18 protein-coding genes are annotated in these 16,560 nt (G+C 72.6%); 4 read left to right on the forward strand and 14 right to left on the reverse strand.

Annotated features, from left to right (window positions below):
- Positions 1-34: 34 nt before the first annotated feature.
- Complete coding sequence (locus C5507_RS05325) at positions 35-1,195, forward strand: DUF3866 family protein (RefSeq protein WP_104527494.1); 1,161 nt, start codon at positions 35-37, stop codon at positions 1,193-1,195.
- A gap of 49 nt (positions 1,196-1,244) precedes the next feature.
- Here the strand turns inward: C5507_RS05325 and pafA are convergent, their stop codons facing one another.
- The 7 genes from pafA to dop form a co-directional block, all read right to left on the reverse strand.
- Positions 1,245-2,603 (reverse strand): Pup--protein ligase, encoded by a 1,359-nt coding sequence (pafA, locus tag C5507_RS05330; RefSeq protein ID WP_104527495.1) that lies wholly within the window; start codon positions 2,601-2,603, stop codon positions 1,245-1,247.
- Between the two features lie 55 nt (positions 2,604-2,658).
- Positions 2,659-2,976, reverse strand: a complete 318-nt coding sequence (locus C5507_RS05335) for a hypothetical protein (protein WP_207225697.1) — start codon at positions 2,974-2,976, stop codon at positions 2,659-2,661.
- A gap of 28 nt (positions 2,977-3,004) precedes the next feature.
- Positions 3,005-3,871, reverse strand: a complete 867-nt coding sequence (prcA, locus tag C5507_RS05340) for a proteasome subunit alpha (RefSeq protein ID WP_104527496.1) — start codon at positions 3,869-3,871, stop codon at positions 3,005-3,007.
- A gap of 3 nt (positions 3,872-3,874) precedes the next feature.
- Complete coding sequence (gene prcB / locus C5507_RS05345; protein WP_207225698.1) at positions 3,875-4,732, reverse strand: proteasome subunit beta; 858 nt, start codon at positions 4,730-4,732, stop codon at positions 3,875-3,877.
- A gap of 174 nt (positions 4,733-4,906) precedes the next feature.
- The gene (locus tag C5507_RS05350; protein ID WP_104527497.1) at positions 4,907-5,569 is read right to left on the reverse strand and encodes an endonuclease VII domain-containing protein; all 663 of its coding nucleotides are present in this window, start codon (positions 5,567-5,569) and stop codon (positions 4,907-4,909) included.
- 31 nt (positions 5,570-5,600) lie between these two features.
- Positions 5,601-5,810 carry a ubiquitin-like protein Pup gene (locus tag C5507_RS05355; RefSeq protein ID WP_104527498.1) on the reverse strand — a complete coding sequence of 70 codons (210 nt, stop codon included), beginning with the start codon at positions 5,808-5,810 and terminating at the stop codon, positions 5,601-5,603.
- A 115-nt stretch (positions 5,811-5,925) separates the two neighbouring features.
- A complete protein-coding gene (dop, locus tag C5507_RS05360) occupies positions 5,926-7,431 on the reverse strand; it encodes a depupylase/deamidase Dop (protein WP_104527499.1) in 1,506 nt (501 codons plus the stop codon).
- Positions 7,432-7,529: 98 nt separating this feature from the next.
- Between dop and C5507_RS05365 the strand changes: the two genes are divergently transcribed.
- The gene (locus tag C5507_RS05365; protein WP_104527500.1) at positions 7,530-8,390 is read left to right on the forward strand and encodes a hypothetical protein; all 861 of its coding nucleotides are present in this window, start codon (positions 7,530-7,532) and stop codon (positions 8,388-8,390) included.
- Positions 8,391-8,453: 63 nt separating this feature from the next.
- Here the strand turns inward: C5507_RS05365 and arc are convergent, their stop codons facing one another.
- Positions 8,454-10,232, reverse strand: a complete 1,779-nt coding sequence (gene arc / locus C5507_RS05370) for a proteasome ATPase (RefSeq protein WP_104527501.1) — start codon at positions 10,230-10,232, stop codon at positions 8,454-8,456.
- Between the two features lie 117 nt (positions 10,233-10,349).
- Positions 10,350-11,285 carry a tRNA (adenine-N1)-methyltransferase gene (locus tag C5507_RS05375; protein ID WP_278044316.1) on the reverse strand — a complete coding sequence of 312 codons (936 nt, stop codon included), beginning with the start codon at positions 11,283-11,285 and terminating at the stop codon, positions 10,350-10,352.
- Between the two features lie 95 nt (positions 11,286-11,380).
- On the opposite strand from C5507_RS05375, the gene C5507_RS05380 reads away from it, so the two are divergent.
- On the forward strand, positions 11,381-12,334 hold the full coding sequence (locus C5507_RS05380) for a RecB family exonuclease (RefSeq protein ID WP_104527503.1): 954 nt from the start codon (positions 11,381-11,383) through the stop codon (positions 12,332-12,334).
- A gap of 42 nt (positions 12,335-12,376) precedes the next feature.
- Here C5507_RS05380 and C5507_RS05385 read toward each other — a convergent pair whose 3' ends face one another.
- From C5507_RS05385 to C5507_RS05395, 3 genes are read right to left on the reverse strand one after another with little or no spacing between them, the layout of a single operon-like run.
- The gene (locus C5507_RS05385) at positions 12,377-12,853 is read right to left on the reverse strand and encodes a mycothiol transferase (protein ID WP_104527504.1); all 477 of its coding nucleotides are present in this window, start codon (positions 12,851-12,853) and stop codon (positions 12,377-12,379) included.
- Between the two features lie 44 nt (positions 12,854-12,897).
- Positions 12,898-13,146, reverse strand: coding sequence for a DUF4287 domain-containing protein (locus tag C5507_RS05390; RefSeq protein WP_104527505.1), 249 nt, complete (start codon positions 13,144-13,146; stop codon positions 12,898-12,900).
- A gap of 27 nt (positions 13,147-13,173) precedes the next feature.
- A complete protein-coding gene (locus C5507_RS05395) occupies positions 13,174-13,887 on the reverse strand; it encodes an HAD family hydrolase (RefSeq protein ID WP_104527506.1) in 714 nt (237 codons plus the stop codon).
- A 258-nt stretch (positions 13,888-14,145) separates the two neighbouring features.
- Here C5507_RS05395 and C5507_RS05400 point away from each other — a divergent pair, with 258 nt between their 5' ends.
- Positions 14,146-14,823: a GGDEF domain-containing protein gene (locus tag C5507_RS05400; protein WP_104527507.1), complete on the forward strand. Its 678-nt coding sequence runs from the start codon at positions 14,146-14,148 to the stop codon at positions 14,821-14,823.
- 36 nt (positions 14,824-14,859) lie between these two features.
- Here C5507_RS05400 and C5507_RS05405 read toward each other — a convergent pair whose 3' ends face one another.
- Positions 14,860-15,552, reverse strand: coding sequence for a class F sortase (locus C5507_RS05405; RefSeq protein WP_207225699.1), 693 nt, complete (start codon positions 15,550-15,552; stop codon positions 14,860-14,862).
- Between the two features lie 79 nt (positions 15,553-15,631).
- Positions 15,632-16,399, reverse strand: coding sequence for a hypothetical protein (locus C5507_RS05410; protein ID WP_104527404.1), 768 nt, complete (start codon positions 16,397-16,399; stop codon positions 15,632-15,634).
- Positions 16,400-16,560: the final 161 nt, after the last annotated feature.

A 16,560-nucleotide genomic window follows, 5' to 3' on the forward strand; every position in this document is an offset into this window, starting at 1 on the left:
GGCCGGGCGCCGGGACCCTCGATAGCCTGCCGGTATGAGCTCTGCCGCCTCCGTACCCGCCTCCCGCATCCGCTGGCGCCGCGGGAAGGTGACGGGAACCGGCCGGGCATGGCGCGACGCGCTGGAGCTGACCGTCGAGGTCCCCGACGAGGGCGAGGTACCGGCGCTGGCCCACCCGTCGCTGGTCGGCGTCCCGGAGGTGGGCGACGACGTCCTGCTCAATACGACGGCGCTGGCGCAGAACCTCGGCACCGGCGGGTACGCGCTCGTCGTCGCCGTCCCCGACCGGCTGCCGCCGGACCCGGAGACGACCGGTCACCTGGTCAAGGCGCGCTACACGCCGCTGCAGGTGACCGTGCAGGGCGTCGACGAGCAGGACACCGAGCACCACGCGGCGATCGCCGACGCCGACGACCTGGGCGGCATGCCGGTCGTGGTGGCCGACCTGCACTCGGCGCTGCCGGCGGTCCTCATCGGGATGCTGGCCACCGACCCCGACCTGAAGGTCGCCTATGTGATGACCGACGGCGGGGCGCTGCCCGCCGCGTTCTCCCGCACGGTGACCGCGCTCAAGTCGTCGCTGGCCGGGGTGGTCACGGTCGGGCAGGCCTACGGCGGCGACCTCGAGGCCGTCACCCTGCACACCGGGCTGCTGGCCGCCAAGCACGTGCTGGGTGCCGATCTGGCCATCGTCACCCAGGGCCCGGGCAACCTGGGCACCGGCACCCCGTGGGGCTTCTCCGGCGTGGCCGCCGGCGAGGCGTGCAACGCCGTCAGCGTGCTCGGCGGCCTGCCGGTCGGCGCCCTGAGGATCTCCGACGCCGATCCGCGCCCCCGGCACCGCGGGGTCTCCCACCACTCGCTCACCGCGTTCGGCCGGGTGGCGCTCGCCGGGGTCACGCTGGTCGCGCCGCGCGGGCTGTCCTCCGAGCTCGGCGGCCAGGTGGACGAGGACCTGGCGAGCCAGCCGGAGCGCAACGTCGTCGTCTGGGTGGACACCGACGGGCTCGACATCGCCCTGGGCCTGTCCCCCGTGCCGCTGCGCACGATGGGCCGCGGCTATCCCGAGGAGCGGGCGTACTTCCTGGCCGCCGCGGCCGCGGGCCGGTACGCCGCCCTGCAGGTGCCCGTGGCCGGGGAGGCCGCGGAGGCCGACGACGCCGAGGCGCCCGTCGAGCCGGCCACCGCCGACTGACCCGCTTTTCCGCGGAAAGTCACCTGGTGACTTTCCGCGGAAAAGCAGGTCACATGCTCGCGATGAGCTTCTCCACGCGCTCGTCGACGGCCTTGAACGGGTCCTTGCACAGCACGGTGCGCTGCGCCTGGTCGTTGAGCTTCAGGTGCACCCAGTCGACGGTGAAGTCGCGGCGCTTCTCCTGGGCCTTGCGGATGAACTCGCCGCGCAGCTTGGCGCGGGTGGTCTGCGGCGGAACGTTCTTGGCCTCGAAGATGCGCGGCTCGTGCGCCACGCGCTCGACCTGGCCGGCCCGCTCCAGCAGGTAGTACAGGCCACGGGTCCGGCTGATGTCGTGGTAGGCCAGGTCCATCTGGGCGATGCGCGGGGAGCTCAGCTCCAGACCGCGCTTGGCCCGGTAGCGCTCCAGCAGGCTGTACTTGATCGCCCAGTCGATCTCGCGGTCGATGAGGCCCAGGTCCTCGCTGTCGACGGCCTTGAGCACCCGCCCCCACAGCTCCAGCATCTGCCGGTGCACCGGGGAGCAGCCCTCGCGGTCGACGAACTCCATGGCCCGGCTGTGGTATTCGGCCTGGATCTCCAGCGCCGACATCTCGCGGCCGCCTGCCAGCCGGACCTTGCGGCGGCCGGTGATGTCGTGGCTGATCTCCCGGATGGCCCGGATGGGGTTCTCCAGCGTCATGTCCCGGATCGGGACGCCCGCCTCGATCATGCGCAGCACCAGGTCGGTCATGGTGACCTTGAGCAGCGTCGTCGTCTCGCTCATGTTGGAGTCGCCGACGATGACGTGCAGCCGCCGGTAGCGCTCGGCGTCGGCGTGCGGCTCGTCCCGGGTGTTGATGATCGGGCGGCTGCGGGTGGTGGCGCTGGAGACGCCCTCCCAGATGTGCTCGGCGCGCTGGCTGACGCAGTACAGGGCACCCCGCGGGGTCTGCAGCACCTTGCCGGCGCCGACGACGATCTGCCGGCTGACGAGGAACGGGATGAGGACGTCGGCCAGCCGGGCGAACTCGCCGTGCCGGCCGACGAGGTAGTTCTCGTGGCAGCCGTAGCTGTTGCCGGCGGAGTCGGTGTTGTTCTTGAACAGGTAGATGTCGCCGGTGACGCCCTCCTCGGCCAGCCGCTGCTCTGCATCGACCAGGAGGCCCTCGAGGATCCGCTCGCCTGCCTTGTCGTGGACGACGAGCTCGGTCAGGTCGTCGCACTCGGCGGTGGCGTACTCGGGGTGGCTGCCGACGTCGAGGTACAGCCGGGAGCCGTTGCGCAGGAAGACGTTGGAGCTGCGCCCCCACGACACCACGCGCCGGAACAGGTAGCGGGCCACCTCGTCGGGCGACAGCCGGCGCTGGCCCTTGAAGGTGCACGTGACGCCGTACTCGGTCTCGATCCCGAAGATCCGTCGGTCCACGCTCCGAGACTAGGCGCCGAATGCGACACCGGCCCACCGCCGGACCGGCGGGCCGCTACCGCTTCGCGTCGAGCCGTTGCAGCAGCAGAAGGACCCGCTGCCCCCCACCGCTCGCCCGCTCGCGGCGGGATCCTGCAGCGGGCCGGTCGCCGTACGGGAAGGCGTGGCGCTTCTTGGTCTCCTCGTCGGCCCCCGGGTCGACGGCGAGGTGCCAGGCGGCGTAGCCGGTCCAGCCGTGCTCCTCGATCTGCTCGTTGCCGTCGTCGGCGGAGGGAGCGGCGTCGGACCACTCCGTCCGGTCGTCGTAGGTGCCCGCGTCGATCAGCGTCCGGGCCTGCGTGACGGCGTCGTCGACGACCTGGTGGTCCGGCATGCCCGCTCCGCCACCCCGTCGCGCGGCGTCAGCCCTCGCCGCCGTCCTCGGCGTGTTCGTCGTACCCGGTACCGCCCGCGGTGTCCGGTGCGGCCGGGTCCCCGAGCCCGGCCGGCGTGCCGGGGGCGGGGTGGCTCGGCGTGTGGGCGTGCGTCTCGGGAGCGGCGGCGGTCGTGGGAGCACCGTCGCCGAGGAGGGTGTGCAGGGCGGCACCGACGACGCGGCGGAACGCCCGCTTGGGACGGCGGCGGTCGAGCACCGCCACCTCCAGCTGCTCGGCGCTGAGCCGGGCGTGACCGCCCTGCTGCGAACCCGCCGTGGCAGGGCTGACGGCGGACAGGGCGTCCACGCCGACCTTGAGCGCGTCGGCCAGCCCCATGCCCGAGTGGAAGTTCTCGCGGAGGTGCCCGGTCACGGCGTCGGCCTGACCGCCCATGACGACGAAGTCCGGCTCGTCGACCACGGAGCCGTCGAAGGTGAGCCGGTACAGCTGGTCGCGCTCGGGGGTCTCCCCGACCTCGGCGACGCAGAGCTCGACCTCGTAGGGCTTCATCTGCTCGGTGAAGATCGCACCGAGGGTCTGCGCGTAGGCGTTCGCCACGATCCGGCCGGTGACGTCACGGCGGTTGTAGGAGTAGCCGCGGACGTCGGCGAGGCGCACCCCGGCGACCCGGAGGCTCTCGAACTCGCTGTAGCGGCCGACGGCGGCGAAGCCGATCCGGTCGTAGATCTCGCCGATCTTGTGCAGCGTGGAGCTGGGGTTCTCGGCGATGAGCAGGACGCCGTCGGCGTAGGTGAGGACGGCGACGCTGCGACCGCGGGAGATGCCCTTGCGGGCGTACTCCGAGCGGTCGCGCATGACCTGCTCGGCGGAGGCGTAGTACGGCATGGTCATGGCTCAGGCCTCCCGCGGCATGTTCTGGCGGTCCGCGGCCGCACGCTGGGTGACGATCCGGTCCGCGACCGCGGCGACCTCGGCGTCGGTGAGCCGGACGGCGCCCTCGGCGTCCACCCGGTAGACGATCGGGTAGAGCCGGCGCACGGGGTCGGGGCCACCGGTGGCCGAGTCGTCGTCGGCGGCGTCGTACAGGGCCTCGACGACGGTGCGGGTGGCCTCGTCGGCAGGGAGACCGGAGCGCCAGGTCTTCTTCAGCGAGTTCTTCGCGAACAGCGAGCCGGAGCCCACGGCGGCGTAGCCCCGCTCCTCGTAGTTCCCGCCGGTGACGTCGTAGCTGAAGATGCGCCCGGGGCTGGTGCCCGGGGCGGCGTCGAGGTCGAAGCCGGCGAACAGCGGGACGACGGCCAGGCCCTGCAGGGCGGCGCCGAGATTGCCGCGGATCATCTGCGCGAGGCGGTTGGCCTTGCCGTCGAGGCTCATCGTGAGCCCCTCGATCTTCTCGTAGTGCTCGAGCTCGACCTGGTAGAGCTTCACCATCTCGATCGCGATGCCCGCGGCGCCGGCGATGCCGATGACGCTGTAGGAGTCGGCCGGGTAGACCTTCTCGATGTCGCGGCTGGAGATCAGGTTGCCCATGGTGGCGCGGCGGTCACCGCCCATGAGAACGCCGCCGTCGAAGGTGACCGCGACGATCGTGGTGCCGTGCGGGGCGATGTCACCCACGGGGAGCTGCGGGACGGGACGCCGGCCAGGCAGCAGCTCGGGAGCCGCCGTCGACAGGAAGTCGGTGAACGAGGAACCCACCCGGTCCAGGTACGCGGGCGGGAACCCGCTCCGGCCAGCTGACGACTCGTTCACGCGGTCACCTCGCCGGCGCTCGGCGCCCGCGTGCCCGATCTTGCTGTGCTGCCTGCTGAGCTCGCCAGCTCGCTCAAAGATCCGCCTCTCCCACCCGCTCGCGCCGGCGTGGATCGCTGTCCTGCCGAGTGCCGCGCGTGCTGCTCGCGCGCGGACCCGGACGTCGCTGCGACCCTACCGGCGACCACTGACGTCGGCTGGCCCGTCCGGGTCCTCGGCGCACGCGGCCTGCAGGGTCGCCATGCCCTGCTGCTGCATGTGGTGCTCGACGTAGAAGGCCGCCATGCGCAGCAGCCAGGGATCGTCCCGGAACTGACCGAGACCGCCGTTGCAGTTGAAACAGAGCAAGGCTCGGACAGCGCCGGTGCCATGATCATGATCAACATGCTTGGCGGGCGCTGCGCGGCAGATCGCGCAGACCCCTTGCTGGGTTGCCAGCATGAGATCGGCCTCGGCGGCCGTCAGCCCGTATCGGCGGGTGAGGTGGTAGGTGCGGGCCCCGCCGACCTTCTCACGTGAATTGCGACCCCTGGCGTTGTGGCACGGAAGGCAATAGGTGGCATGCCCGGTACGCGACGTGCGCGTCCGCGGGAACTGCTCGAGGCTCTTGACCTCACCGCAGTCCGGACACCACTTGGCACCTTCCGGCACGACGAGGTCCGGCGGCGCCGAACGGTTCTGGCGCGGTTGTACGCGCCGAGCCTCACGACTCTTCGCTGAGCGCTCGGCCAGGTGCGCGCGGCAGTAGAAAGCGAGCTTGTCGCGCGATCTCTTGTTCTGACTGAAGTCAGATACAGGGCGGTGTGCCCCGCAATCGCGACAGAACTTGGTGTCCATCGATCACCTCTTCAGGAGAAGATGATCTTGGTCACTCCCCCCCTTTTTGTACGTATGCACGCACGAAGTCTTCGCTGTTCTCCTCGAGCACCCCGTCGATCTCGTCCAGGAGCGAGTCGACGTCCTCGGTCATCTCCTTGTGCCGCTCGGCGACCTCGCTGTCGACCGAGGCCTCGACCTCGTCGGTCTCCTCGCGCGAGCGCGTCGCCTTCTGCTGCCCGCCGGTGTCCCTGGTGGCCATGCTGCCCTCCGGTCCTTTCAGTGGCTGGTGCTGCCTGGAAAGTACCCGCCGGGACCGACATCCGGCGTCCGCCGACCGGGTGCCGTGGACGGGCGGCCGCCCTGTGGACGACGGGTCAGGGGCCGGTGATCGTGTCGACGAGCTCCTGCGCCGTCGCCGACGCCTCGAACAGCGCTCCCACGTGCTCCCGTGTGCCCCGCAGCGGCTCCAGCGTCGGGATGCGGACCAGGTTCTCCCGGCCCAGGTCGAAGACCACGGAGTCCCAGGACGCCGCCGCCACCTGGGTCGGGAAGCGCCGCAGGCACTCGCCGCGGAAGAACGCCCGGGTGTCGGCCGGCGGGCTGACCATCGCGCGGGTGACGTCGGTGTCGGAGAGCAGCCGCCGCATGGCGCCGCGGGCGACCAGCCGGTTGTACAGCCCCTTGTCCGGCCGGACGTCGGAGTACTGCAGGTCCACCAGCTTCAGCCGCGAGTCGCCCCAGCCCAGGCCGTCGCGCGACCGGTAGCCCTCGAGCAGCCGCAGCTTCGCCGGCCAGTCCAGCTGGTCGGCCAGCCGCATCGGGTCGGCCGCCAGGTCGTCCAGGACGGCCGCCCAGCGGTGCAGCACGTCGGTGGTCTGCTCGTCGCCCTCGCCACGGTCCTCGACGAAGCGGGCGGCGGCCTCCAGGTAGATCCGCTGCAGCTCGATCGCGGTCATCCGCCGGCCGTCCCGCAGCCGCACCCGGTGGGTCAGCGACGGGTCGTGGCTCACCGCCTGGAGCTCCTGCACCGGGTCCTCGACGGCCAGGGCCCCCGGCAGGGCCCGCGCCTCGATCATCGCGAGCACGAGCGACGTCGTCCCGACCTTGAGGTAGGTGGACAGCTCCGCCAGGTTCGCGTCGCCGATGATCACGTGCAGCCGCCGGTACTTGTCGGCGTCGGCGTGCGGCTCGTCCCGGGTGTTGATGATCGGCCGCTTGAGCGTCGTCTCCAGGCCGACCTCGACCTCGAAGAAGTCCGCCCGCTGGGAGAGCTGGAACCCCTCGGTGCGGCTCTCCGTCCCGATCCCCACCTTGCCCGAGCCGGCGAACACCTGGCGGGTCACGAAGAACGGCACCAGCCCGCGGATGATGTCGATGAACGGCGTCCGCCGGTCCATGAGGTAGTTCTCGTGCGACCCGTAGGAGGCACCCTTGCCGTCGGTGTTGTTCTTGTAGAGCTGGATGGGCTGCGTGCCGGGGATCTGCGCCGCGCGCCGGGCGGCCTCGGCCATGACCCGCTCCCCCGCCTTGTCCCAGAGCACGATGTCGCGCGGGCTGGTGACCTCCGGCGTCGAGTACTCCGGGTGCGCGTGGTCGACGTACAGGCGGGCCCCGTTGGTCAGGATGACGTTGGCCATCCCGTGGTCGTCGTCCAGGTCGTTGTGGTCCAGCGCTTGCGCGGGCGTGAGGTCGAAGCCCCGCGCGTCACGCAGCGGGGACTCCTCCTCGAAGTCCCACCGCGGACGACGCGGCGTCGGCGCGTCCGCCACGGCCCAGGCGTTGACCACGAGGCTCGACAGGGTCGTCGGGTTCGCGCTCGGCTGCCCCGGGACCGAGATCCCGTACTCCACCTCGGTGCCCATGACCCGCCGAACGCTCATGGCCCAACCCTAGGCGGCTCCCCGTGGGAGCCGTCGCCGCCGCCCGGACCGCCGGACCGGTCGGAGCGGGCCCCGGTCGGCGTCGGCAGGATGGCGGCGTGGACGCACCGCCCCTCGGGCTCTTCCTGGACGTCGACGGCCCGGTGAGCAGCCCGGCGACGCGGACCGTCCCAGGGCCCCTGCTCGACGACCTGCACGCGCTGCTGGCGCGCGGGATCCCCGTCGTCCTGAACACCGGGCGGTCCACCGACTTCGTCGTGGCCCGGGTGTTCACCCCGCTGGCGGCCCGTGGTCTTCCTGCCGCCGCCCGGCTGCACGCCGTCTGCGAGAAGGGCGGCACCTGGCTCTCGGCGGGCGCCGAGGGGCCGGGCGTGGTGCACGCCGACCCCGCCCTCGCGGTTCCGCCGGTGTGCCACGAGCTGCTGGAGACGCTGGTCGCCGAGTACGGCGATGCGATGTTCGTCGACCGGTCCAAGCGCACGATGGCCACGGTCGAGGCGCGCACCGACGTGCCGCCGGGCGTCTACGCCCGGCGCCAGCGGGCGTTCGACACCGATCTGCTGGCGGTTATGAGAGCCGCCGGCATCGGGGTCCGGCTGCGCGACGAATCCTTTCCCGACGCCGACGGCGGCACGCCGTGGCGGATCGATCCGTCGATCATCGCCACGGACGTCGAATCGAGCGCCGCGGGCAAGGCGCTGGGCGCCCGCCGGGGTCTGGCGCTGCTCACCGGCGACGGTCCGCTCCCCCGCACCTGGCACACGGTCGGCGACTCGCGGACCGACTACGCGATGGCCGACGAACTGCACGCGCGCGGCGACGCGGTGACCCACGTCGACGTCGGCCCGGCCCCCGCGCTCGCCGACCGGCCGTACGCCGTCACGGCGGTGCCCGGACTGGTCCACGAGGCGGCCGGTGGGGCCCACCTGCGCGCCGTCCTCGCGTCGCTCGCCGCCTGAACGACGCCGGCGGCCCGGTCCCCGCGAGCAGGGGCCGGGCCGCCGGTCGGACACGTGCTCCGGCTACAGGTACTGGCCGGTGTTGGTCGCGGTGTCGATGGCGCGGCCGGCCTCGTTGCCCTTGCCGCTGATGAGCGTGCGGATGTAGACGATCCGCTCGCCCTTCTTGCCCGAGATCCGCGCCCAGTCGTCGGGGTTGGTCGTGTTCGGCAGGTCCTCGTTCTCCTTGAACTCGTCCACGCAGGCCTGCATCAGGTGGCCGACCCGCAGACCCGAGGCGCCGGTCTCCAGGTGCTCCTTGATCGCCATCTTCTTGGCGCGGTCGACGATGTTCTGCAGCATGGCGCCGGAGTTGAAGTCCTTGAAGTACAGGACCTCCTTGTCACCGTTGGCGTAGGTGACCTCGAGGAAGCGGTTCTCCTCGGTCTCGGTGTACATGCGCTCGACCGTGCGCTGGATCATCCCGGCGATCGTGGCTTCGCGGCTGCCGCCGTTCTCGGCGAGGTCGTCGGGGTTGATCGGCAGCGACGTCGTCAGGTACTTGCTGAAGATGTCCCGCGCGGCCTCGGCGTCCGGGCGCTCGATCTTGATCTTCACGTCGAGCCGGCCGGGCCGCAGGATCGCCGGGTCGATCATGTCCTCGCGGTTGGAGGCGCCGATGACGATGACGTTCTCCAGCCCCTCGACGCCGTCGATCTCGCTCAGCAGCTGCGGGACGATCGTCGACTCGACGTCGGAGGACACGCCCGATCCGCGGGTGCGGAAGATCGAGTCCATCTCGTCGAAGAAGACGATGACCGGCGTGCCCTCGCTGGCCTTCTCGCGCGCCCGCTGGAACACCAGGCGGATGTGCCGCTCGGTCTCGCCCACGTACTTGTTGAGCAGCTCCGGGCCCTTGATGTTGAGGAAGTAGGACTTCCCCTGGCTCGTGTCGCCGTCGCCGCGGACGGCGGCGACCTTCTTCGCCAGCGAGTTCGCCACCGCCTTGGCGATCAGCGTCTTGCCGCAGCCGGGAGGGCCGTACAGCAGGATGCCCTTGGGCGGCCGCAGTTCGTAGGTGCGGAACAGGTCGGCGTGCAGGAACGGCAGCTCCACGGCGTCGCGGATCTGCTCGATCTGACGCGCGAGGCCACCGATGTCGGAGTAGTCGATGTCGGGGACCTCTTCGAGGACGAGCTCCTCGACCTCGCTCTTCGGGATCCGCTCGTACACGTAGCCCGAACGGCTCTCCAGCAGCAGCGAGTCACCCACGCGCAGCGGCTGGTCGGTGAGCGAGTCGGCGAGGTAGACGACGCGCTCCTCGTCGGTGTGCCCGATGACCAGGGCGCGCTGCGTGACGCCGTCGACCGGCTCGAGCAGCTCCTTGAGCATGACGACGTCGCCGGCGCGCTCGAACTGCCGCGCCTCGACGACGTTCATCGCCTCGTTGAGCATGACCTCCTGGCCGGGGCGCAGCTCCTCCGCCGCCACGTTCGGCGACACCGACACCCGCAGCTTGCGGCCACCGGTGAAGACGTCGACCGTGCCGTCCTCGTACGAGGTCAGGAAGACGCCGTAGCCCGAGGGCGGCTGACCGAGCCGGTCGACCTCCTCCTTGAGCGTGACCAGCTGCTCGCGGGCATCCCGCAGCGTGCTCGCCAGCTTGTCGTTGCGCTCGGAGAGGAAGGCCGCGCGGCCCTCCGCCTCGGCGATCCGCTCCTCCAGCGCCCGCACCTGGCGGGGGCTGTCGGACACCTTGCGGCGCAGCAGACCGATCTCCTCCTCGAGGTAGGAGATCTGAGTGAGCAGGGCGGCGACGTCACGGTCACGTCGCGCGTTCAACTCGTCGGGACCCGGGCCCATCGCGCACCTCCGCAATTCGGGGGGAGCCAGGAGGCAAATCTATACACGCGGGACGACAGTTCGCCGCCGCCTCGCGGGGTCGGCTTCGCGGTGCTAGGAGCGCCCGGCGGTCCTCCGTCAGTGCTTCTGGGCGCGCCGCTGCCGGATGGGAGCGACGGTTCCCTCGGCCAGCCGCCGGGCGGTGACGAGGAAGGCCGTGTGCGCCACCATCCGGTGCTCGGGGCGCACGGCCAGCCCCACGGCATGCCAGGGACGCAGCAGCGACTCCCAGGCGTAGGGCTCGGTCCAGACGCCCTGGGCGCGCAGCGCCTCCACGTAGGTGGAGAGCTGGGTCACCGTCGCGACGTAGCCGACCAGCACTCCGCCGGGGCGCAGCGCGGCGGCCACGGTGGGCAGCACGGCCCACGGCTCGAGCATGTCGAGCACGACGCGGTCGACGGTCTCGTCGGCCGGGTGGTCGGCCAGGTCGCCCAGGCGCAGGCCCCAGTTCGCCGGCACGTCGCCGAAGAACGCCCCGACGTTGGCACGGGCGACGTCGAGGAAGTCCTCCCGCCGCTCGTAGCTGGTCAGCGACCCCTCCGAGCCGACGGCGCGCAGCAGCGAGCAGCTCAGCGCGCCGGAGCCGGCGCCGGCCTCGAGCACCCGCATGCCGGGCCCGATGTCGCCGAACCCCACGATCTGGGCCGCGTCCTTGGGGTAGATCACCTGGGCGCCGCGCGGCATGGAGAGCACGTAGTCGGCCAGCAGCGGGCGCAGGGCGAGGTAGCCCGTGTTCGCCGTGGAGTGCACGACCGAGCCCTCGGGCGCGCCGATCAGGTCGTCGTGCTCGATGGCGCCGCGGTGCGTGTGGAACTGCTTGCCCGGCGTCAGGACGATGGTGTGCAGCCGGCCCTTGGGGTCGGTGAGCTGCACCCGGTCACCGGCGACGAAGGCGCCCTCGACCGCGGGAGGACCCTCCTGCCCCCCACCGCTCGCAGGCTCGCGGTGGGCCCCAGCAGAAGGGCCATCGGTCGCTCTGCTGACTTCGCGGTCGGGCTCGGGCTGTGTGTCCACGGGCGGTCAGCGTACGGACGGTGCCGGTGTGACCCCCGACGCCGATGCGGCGCGGACACTCGGAAGTGTCGGAGGGGCGACCTAGCCTCGGACCCATGACGGCGATGGTGCAGACCGATCCGCAGGCCGACGCCACCGCTCCGGCGGTCCTCCCGCCGGTGGAGGACGCCCCGGCTCCCCGGCGCCCGTCCCTCTCCCCCAGCCGCGCGGCCGACTTCAAGACCTGTCCGCTGCTGTACCGCTTCCGGACCATCGACCGCCTGCCGGAGAAGAAGAGCCTGGCCGCGGTGCGCGGCACGCTCGTGCACTCGGTCCTGGAGCGGCTCTACGACCTGCCGCCCGCCCAGCGGACCCCGGAGGGCGCCCTGGAGCTGCTCGAGCCGGCCTGGTCCGAGCTGCGCGAGGAGCCCGGTATCGCCGAGCTGTTCGAGGCGACCGGCGACGCCGGCGCCGAGACCGACGTCAACGCGCCGGAGTCGGTGGAGGCGTGGCTGGCCTCGGCCGGGAAGCTCGTGGAGAAGTACTTCACCCTGGAGGACCCCCGTCGCCTCCAGCCCGAGGCCCGCGAGGAGCTCGTCGAGGTCACCCTGCCCGACGGGCTGCTGCTGCGCGGCTACGTCGACCGGCTCGACGTAGCCCCGAACGGCGCACTCCGGGTGGTCGACTACAAGACCGGCTCGATGCCCCGCGAGGCGTTCGAGTCCAAGGCCCTGTTCCAGATGAAGTTCTACGCGCTGGTGCTCTGGCGCACCCGTGGCGTGGTCGCCGCACAGCTCAAGCTGCTCTACCTGGGTGGCGAGGGCGACGCACTGACCTACGCCCCGGAGGAGGCCGAGCTCGTGCGCTTCGAGCGGACCCTGCTCGCGATCTGGTCGGCGATCGAGAAGGCCGTGGAGACCGGCGAGTTCCGGCCCAACAAGACCCGGCTCTGCGGCTGGTGCGACCACCAGGCGCTGTGCCCGGCCTGGGGCGGCACTCCCCCGCCCTTCCCGGCCGAGGCGGCCGCCGCGGCCGGCTGGCGCACGACGCTCCCGGTCACCGCCGTCTGACCACCGGCGGGGTTTCGCCCCGCCGGTGGGCCGCGACACCGGTCAGCCCGTGACGCCGTCCAGGAGCTCCCGGGCCGCGTCGGCATGGCCCGCGTGCCGCGCGGTCTCCTCCACCAGGTGCAGCAGGACCCAGCGGAGGTCCCGGCCGCTGCCGTCGGCACACGGCTGGGTCATCGGCATCGACCGCACCGCCGCCGCCGTGGCCAGCGCCCGTTCCCGGTACCGACGCACGGCCCCGGCCACCGTGAGCTCGGGCCCCGGCGCGAACTCCGCCTCGCTCCGGCTGACCGGCTCGCCGCGCATGGCGCCGTCGATCCACCGCCACTCCACCTGCGTGAGGTGGTGGACGATGCCGAGCAGCGGGATCAGCGCCCCATGGGGACGCCACCGCGCCTGCTCCTCGTCCAGGTCCGCCACCTTGCGCAGGATCGAACCGCGCAGGTGGTCGAGCCAGGCGAGCAGGAGCTCGGTCTCGTCGGCCGTCGGGGCGGGTGGAGGCAGCTCCGGCAGGTCGGGCACGCGCGCAGGCTATCCGCGCCGTCCGACGGCACCGCCGTCCTCGGTCAGCTCCGCTCGGCGCGCACGTGGGCGACGAGGGCGTTGGCGTGCCCGTGACCCAGCCCGTGCTCGGTCGCCAGCCAGCTCACCACCTGCATGTGGGTGTCCAGCGGGCTGCGCCGGACCATGTCGAGCCACTCCCCGACCGGCCTGCCGTACTTCTCCTCGATCGACGGGGAGTAGGACGCGGGCCCCTGACGGGCCCGTCGCCTGCCGCACTGCTCATGACTCTCCTCGCTACCGGCGCCGTCCACAGCCGTGACCGGACGGGCGCGGGCAAGTCATCGGCGGATCAGCGGAACGCGGTCTCCAGCCGTACGCGCGGCGAGCACCGGCACCAGGTCGTCGACCCCCACCCCGGAGAGCGTGTCGCGCAGCGTCAGCCCCGGCGCGGGCGGCACCGGCTGCAGCGCCGGGACCCCGAGCACCGCCATCCCGGCCGCCAGGCCCGAGGTCACGCCGACCAGCGAGTCCTCGACGACCACGCAGGAGGACGCGTCGACCCCCAGCTGGGCGGCCGCCTGCAGGTACGGCGCGGGGTCCGGCTTGCGGGCCGGCACCTCGTCGCCGCAGACGGTGACGTCGAAGGGGTCGCCGCCCAGGTCGGCCGCGATGCTTCCCAGCACGATGTCGGCGAGCCGGCGCGGGGTCGTCGTCACCAGGGCGGTGGCGATCCCGGCCGCACGGACCCCCTCGAGCAGCTCGCGGGCGCCTGGACGCCACGCGATGCCGCGGGACATCAGCTCGCCGGTCCGGTCCTCCACCCACCGAGCGTCGGCCTGCAGCTGCCCCTCGGTGCGCACGACGCCGAGGTCTGCGTGCAGCACCTCCATCGACCGCCGCATGCTCGTGCCGACCGTCGCCGCCCGGGCCTCCTCCGACATCCGGCCACCGAGGGAGGCGGCCAGCTCGAACATGGCCTCGCCCCAGTACTCCTCGGTCTGCACCAGGGTGCCGTCCATGTCGAACAGGACGGCAGCAGGACTGCTCCGCATGGGGACGGCGGTTCCTCGCTTCTCGGTTCCCCGGGCGCGGGGCACGTGCAGCCCGGGTCGATCGGTGGTCGGGGCTGGGTCGGCGACGTGAGCCGGCCCTGTCCTCCCGGGGACGAGCCTCCGCGGTGGTGCCCTTCGCGTGCCATCGTCCCAGCCGGCGCCCCGTCGCAGGGACGTGCCCCCGGAGAGCATGGAGCCCGCCGGCCGGTCGGCACTCCCCTCCTCAGGGGAGGTGCGGGAACCGATTCGACGACCGCCGTGATCTGCGCCTCGATCAGCGCCTTCGTCGGGGTCATGGCCTGCTTCTTCGCCGACCGCCGTGTGGCGGTGGCCCACATCGTGACCGCGGTCGGAGGGACGTCGGCGGCGCTGCTCCTGCGCGGCGACGCGCCGGCGGCCACCGCCGCGGCGCTCGCGGTCGTCGTGTCCACCCTCGCCGTCGTCACGCGGACGCTGGTCCTGCGCGCCTCCGGCGCCGAGTCCGACGCACTCACGGCCCTGGCGAACCGCCGCGGCTTCGACGAGGCGCTCGACGAGCAGGTGCGGCGGCGCGACGCCGTGCTGTCGGCGGGCCTGCTGGACCTGGACCACTTCAAGCCGATCAACGACACCGAGGGCCACGAGGCCGGTGACCGCCTGCTGCGGCAGGTCGCCGACAGCTGGCGGCAGCAGCTGCCGCCCGGTGTCCTCCTGGCCCGGCACGGCGGCGACGAGTTCGCGCTGCTGATGCCCGGGTTCTCCGGTCCCGAGGCACTCGCCGTCGTCCGGCGCCCCTGCTCCGTCGTACCCGACGTGAGCATGTCGGCCGGGGTGGCGGAGCGCTGCCCCGGGGACACCGCGGCCCAGCTGATGCGGCGCGCCGACCTGGCCCTCTACCAGGTGAAGGCGGACGGTCGCGGCGCAGCCGCGCTGCACCCGGTGGCTCCGGTCGGCTGACCACCGTGCCCACCGGTGCCGACCGGCATCCCGGGATCAGGCGGGGCGGGTGCCGGTCAGCGTGGCGAAGGCGATGACGTTGTCCTCGTAGCTGCGCACCGCGGAGTCGAAGTCGCCCCCGCAGGTGATCAGCCGCAGCTGGGCGTCGTCGGTGTTGCCGTACACCTCGATGGTCGGGAACTCGTCCTTCGGGTGCACCTCGACCCGGTCGACCGCGAAGACCGCGACCGTGCCGTCGGCGCGGTCGACGGTCACCTCGTCGCCGGGCTCCAGGGCGCCGAGGTCGAAGAAGATGCCGGGACCGTGCTCGGCGGAGTCCACGTGCCCGAGGATGACCGCGGGGCCGACGGCGCCGGGCGCCGGGCCGCGCTGGTACCAGCCGGCCTTGTCGTCGGGCTCGAGCGGCGGGACCTCGACGGTGCCGTCGTCGTTGAGGTCCAGGCGGAGCAGCTCGCTGGTCACGTCGATCGAGGGGATGCCCACCGAGACCGGCTCGGCCACCGGCTCGGCAGGAGCGGTCGGCTCCGCGGGGGTGCCGCTCGGCTCCGTCGGCGAGGCAGGGGCCGGCACGGCCGGCTGCGAACGCTCGGTGCCCGCCGCGGCCGGGGTCGGGGCCTGCTGCTGCCCGGTCACCACCACGACGACGGCGACGACGGCCACGACTGCGAGGGCGACGGCCAGCGCCATCCACGTGCGGGGGCTCGGACGGCGGCTGCTCTGCTCGGTCACGCGGGTCCTTCCGGGTCGGCGGAGAAGGGGCCGGGGCCGCGCGGGGCGGGCATGCCACCCGCGCGGCCCCGGAGCCGGATCAGGCCTGGTCGGCCTGACGACGGCGGTAGGCGACGGCACCGGCAGCAGCCGCACCGACCGCAGCCAGGGCGCCGACACCGATCGCGGCCTGGTTCTCCACGCCGCTGGTCGCACCGGCACCGGTCTCGGCACCACCGGCGGGCGTGGTGCCCATCTGCGCGGCCTTCAGCGGGCCACAGGCGGCCGGGGCGGTGGCCTCCATGGGCAGCGAGGGGTCGAGGTCGCTCTTGATGTCGCCGTCGTAGGCGCCCGAGCCGTCCTTGTCCACGCCGTGCACCACGAGGACAGCGGTGCCGGCCGCGAACGCCTTCTGCACGTCCTCGGTGATGGAGAAGGTGCGCTCGTAGGTCAGGGAACCACCCTCGGCGGTCGGGAACCGGTCGACGGCCAGGCCGCTGTCGGGGCTGGTGTCACCGGTCGTGGTGAGCGAGGTGCCGATGGCGCCGTAGGCGGGCGCGCCCTCGGTGGTGCTCAGGAAGCCGTCGCCGTCCTTGTCGTCGGCGTCGGTCGGGCACACACCCTGGGCGCCGATGTGGAAGTGCTGGGCGTGCGGGGACCCGGCCAGCAGGTTGGACGCCTTGACCGTCACGGTCGCCTGGTCGCCCTTGAGGGTCACCATGCCGGTGCCGGTGACGCCCGACTGGTTCAGGGCGCCGAGGGAGGCCTGGTAGCTGCCGTCGTGGTCGGCCAGGGCCGTGCCCATGGTGAGCAGCGGGAACGCCGCGGCGGCGATGGCGACGGTCGGGAGGGCGAATGCCTTGCGCATGGTGTGCTCCAGTTCTCGGGGGGACTGACACGAACCAGCAGGCGGCTCCCCCGGCGGGAGATTCCTCCCGCCTCCGCCTGTGATGCAACCCGCATTCGGCGCCGCCCCCCGGATCGGTTCACCTGGGGGGAAAATTCTCGGCCGATCCCAACCGGAGGGCC

Origin of the sequence: Blastococcus saxobsidens (assembly GCF_002938435.1) — a bacterium.
GTDB lineage: Bacteria > Actinomycetota > Actinomycetes > Mycobacteriales > Geodermatophilaceae > Blastococcus > Blastococcus saxobsidens.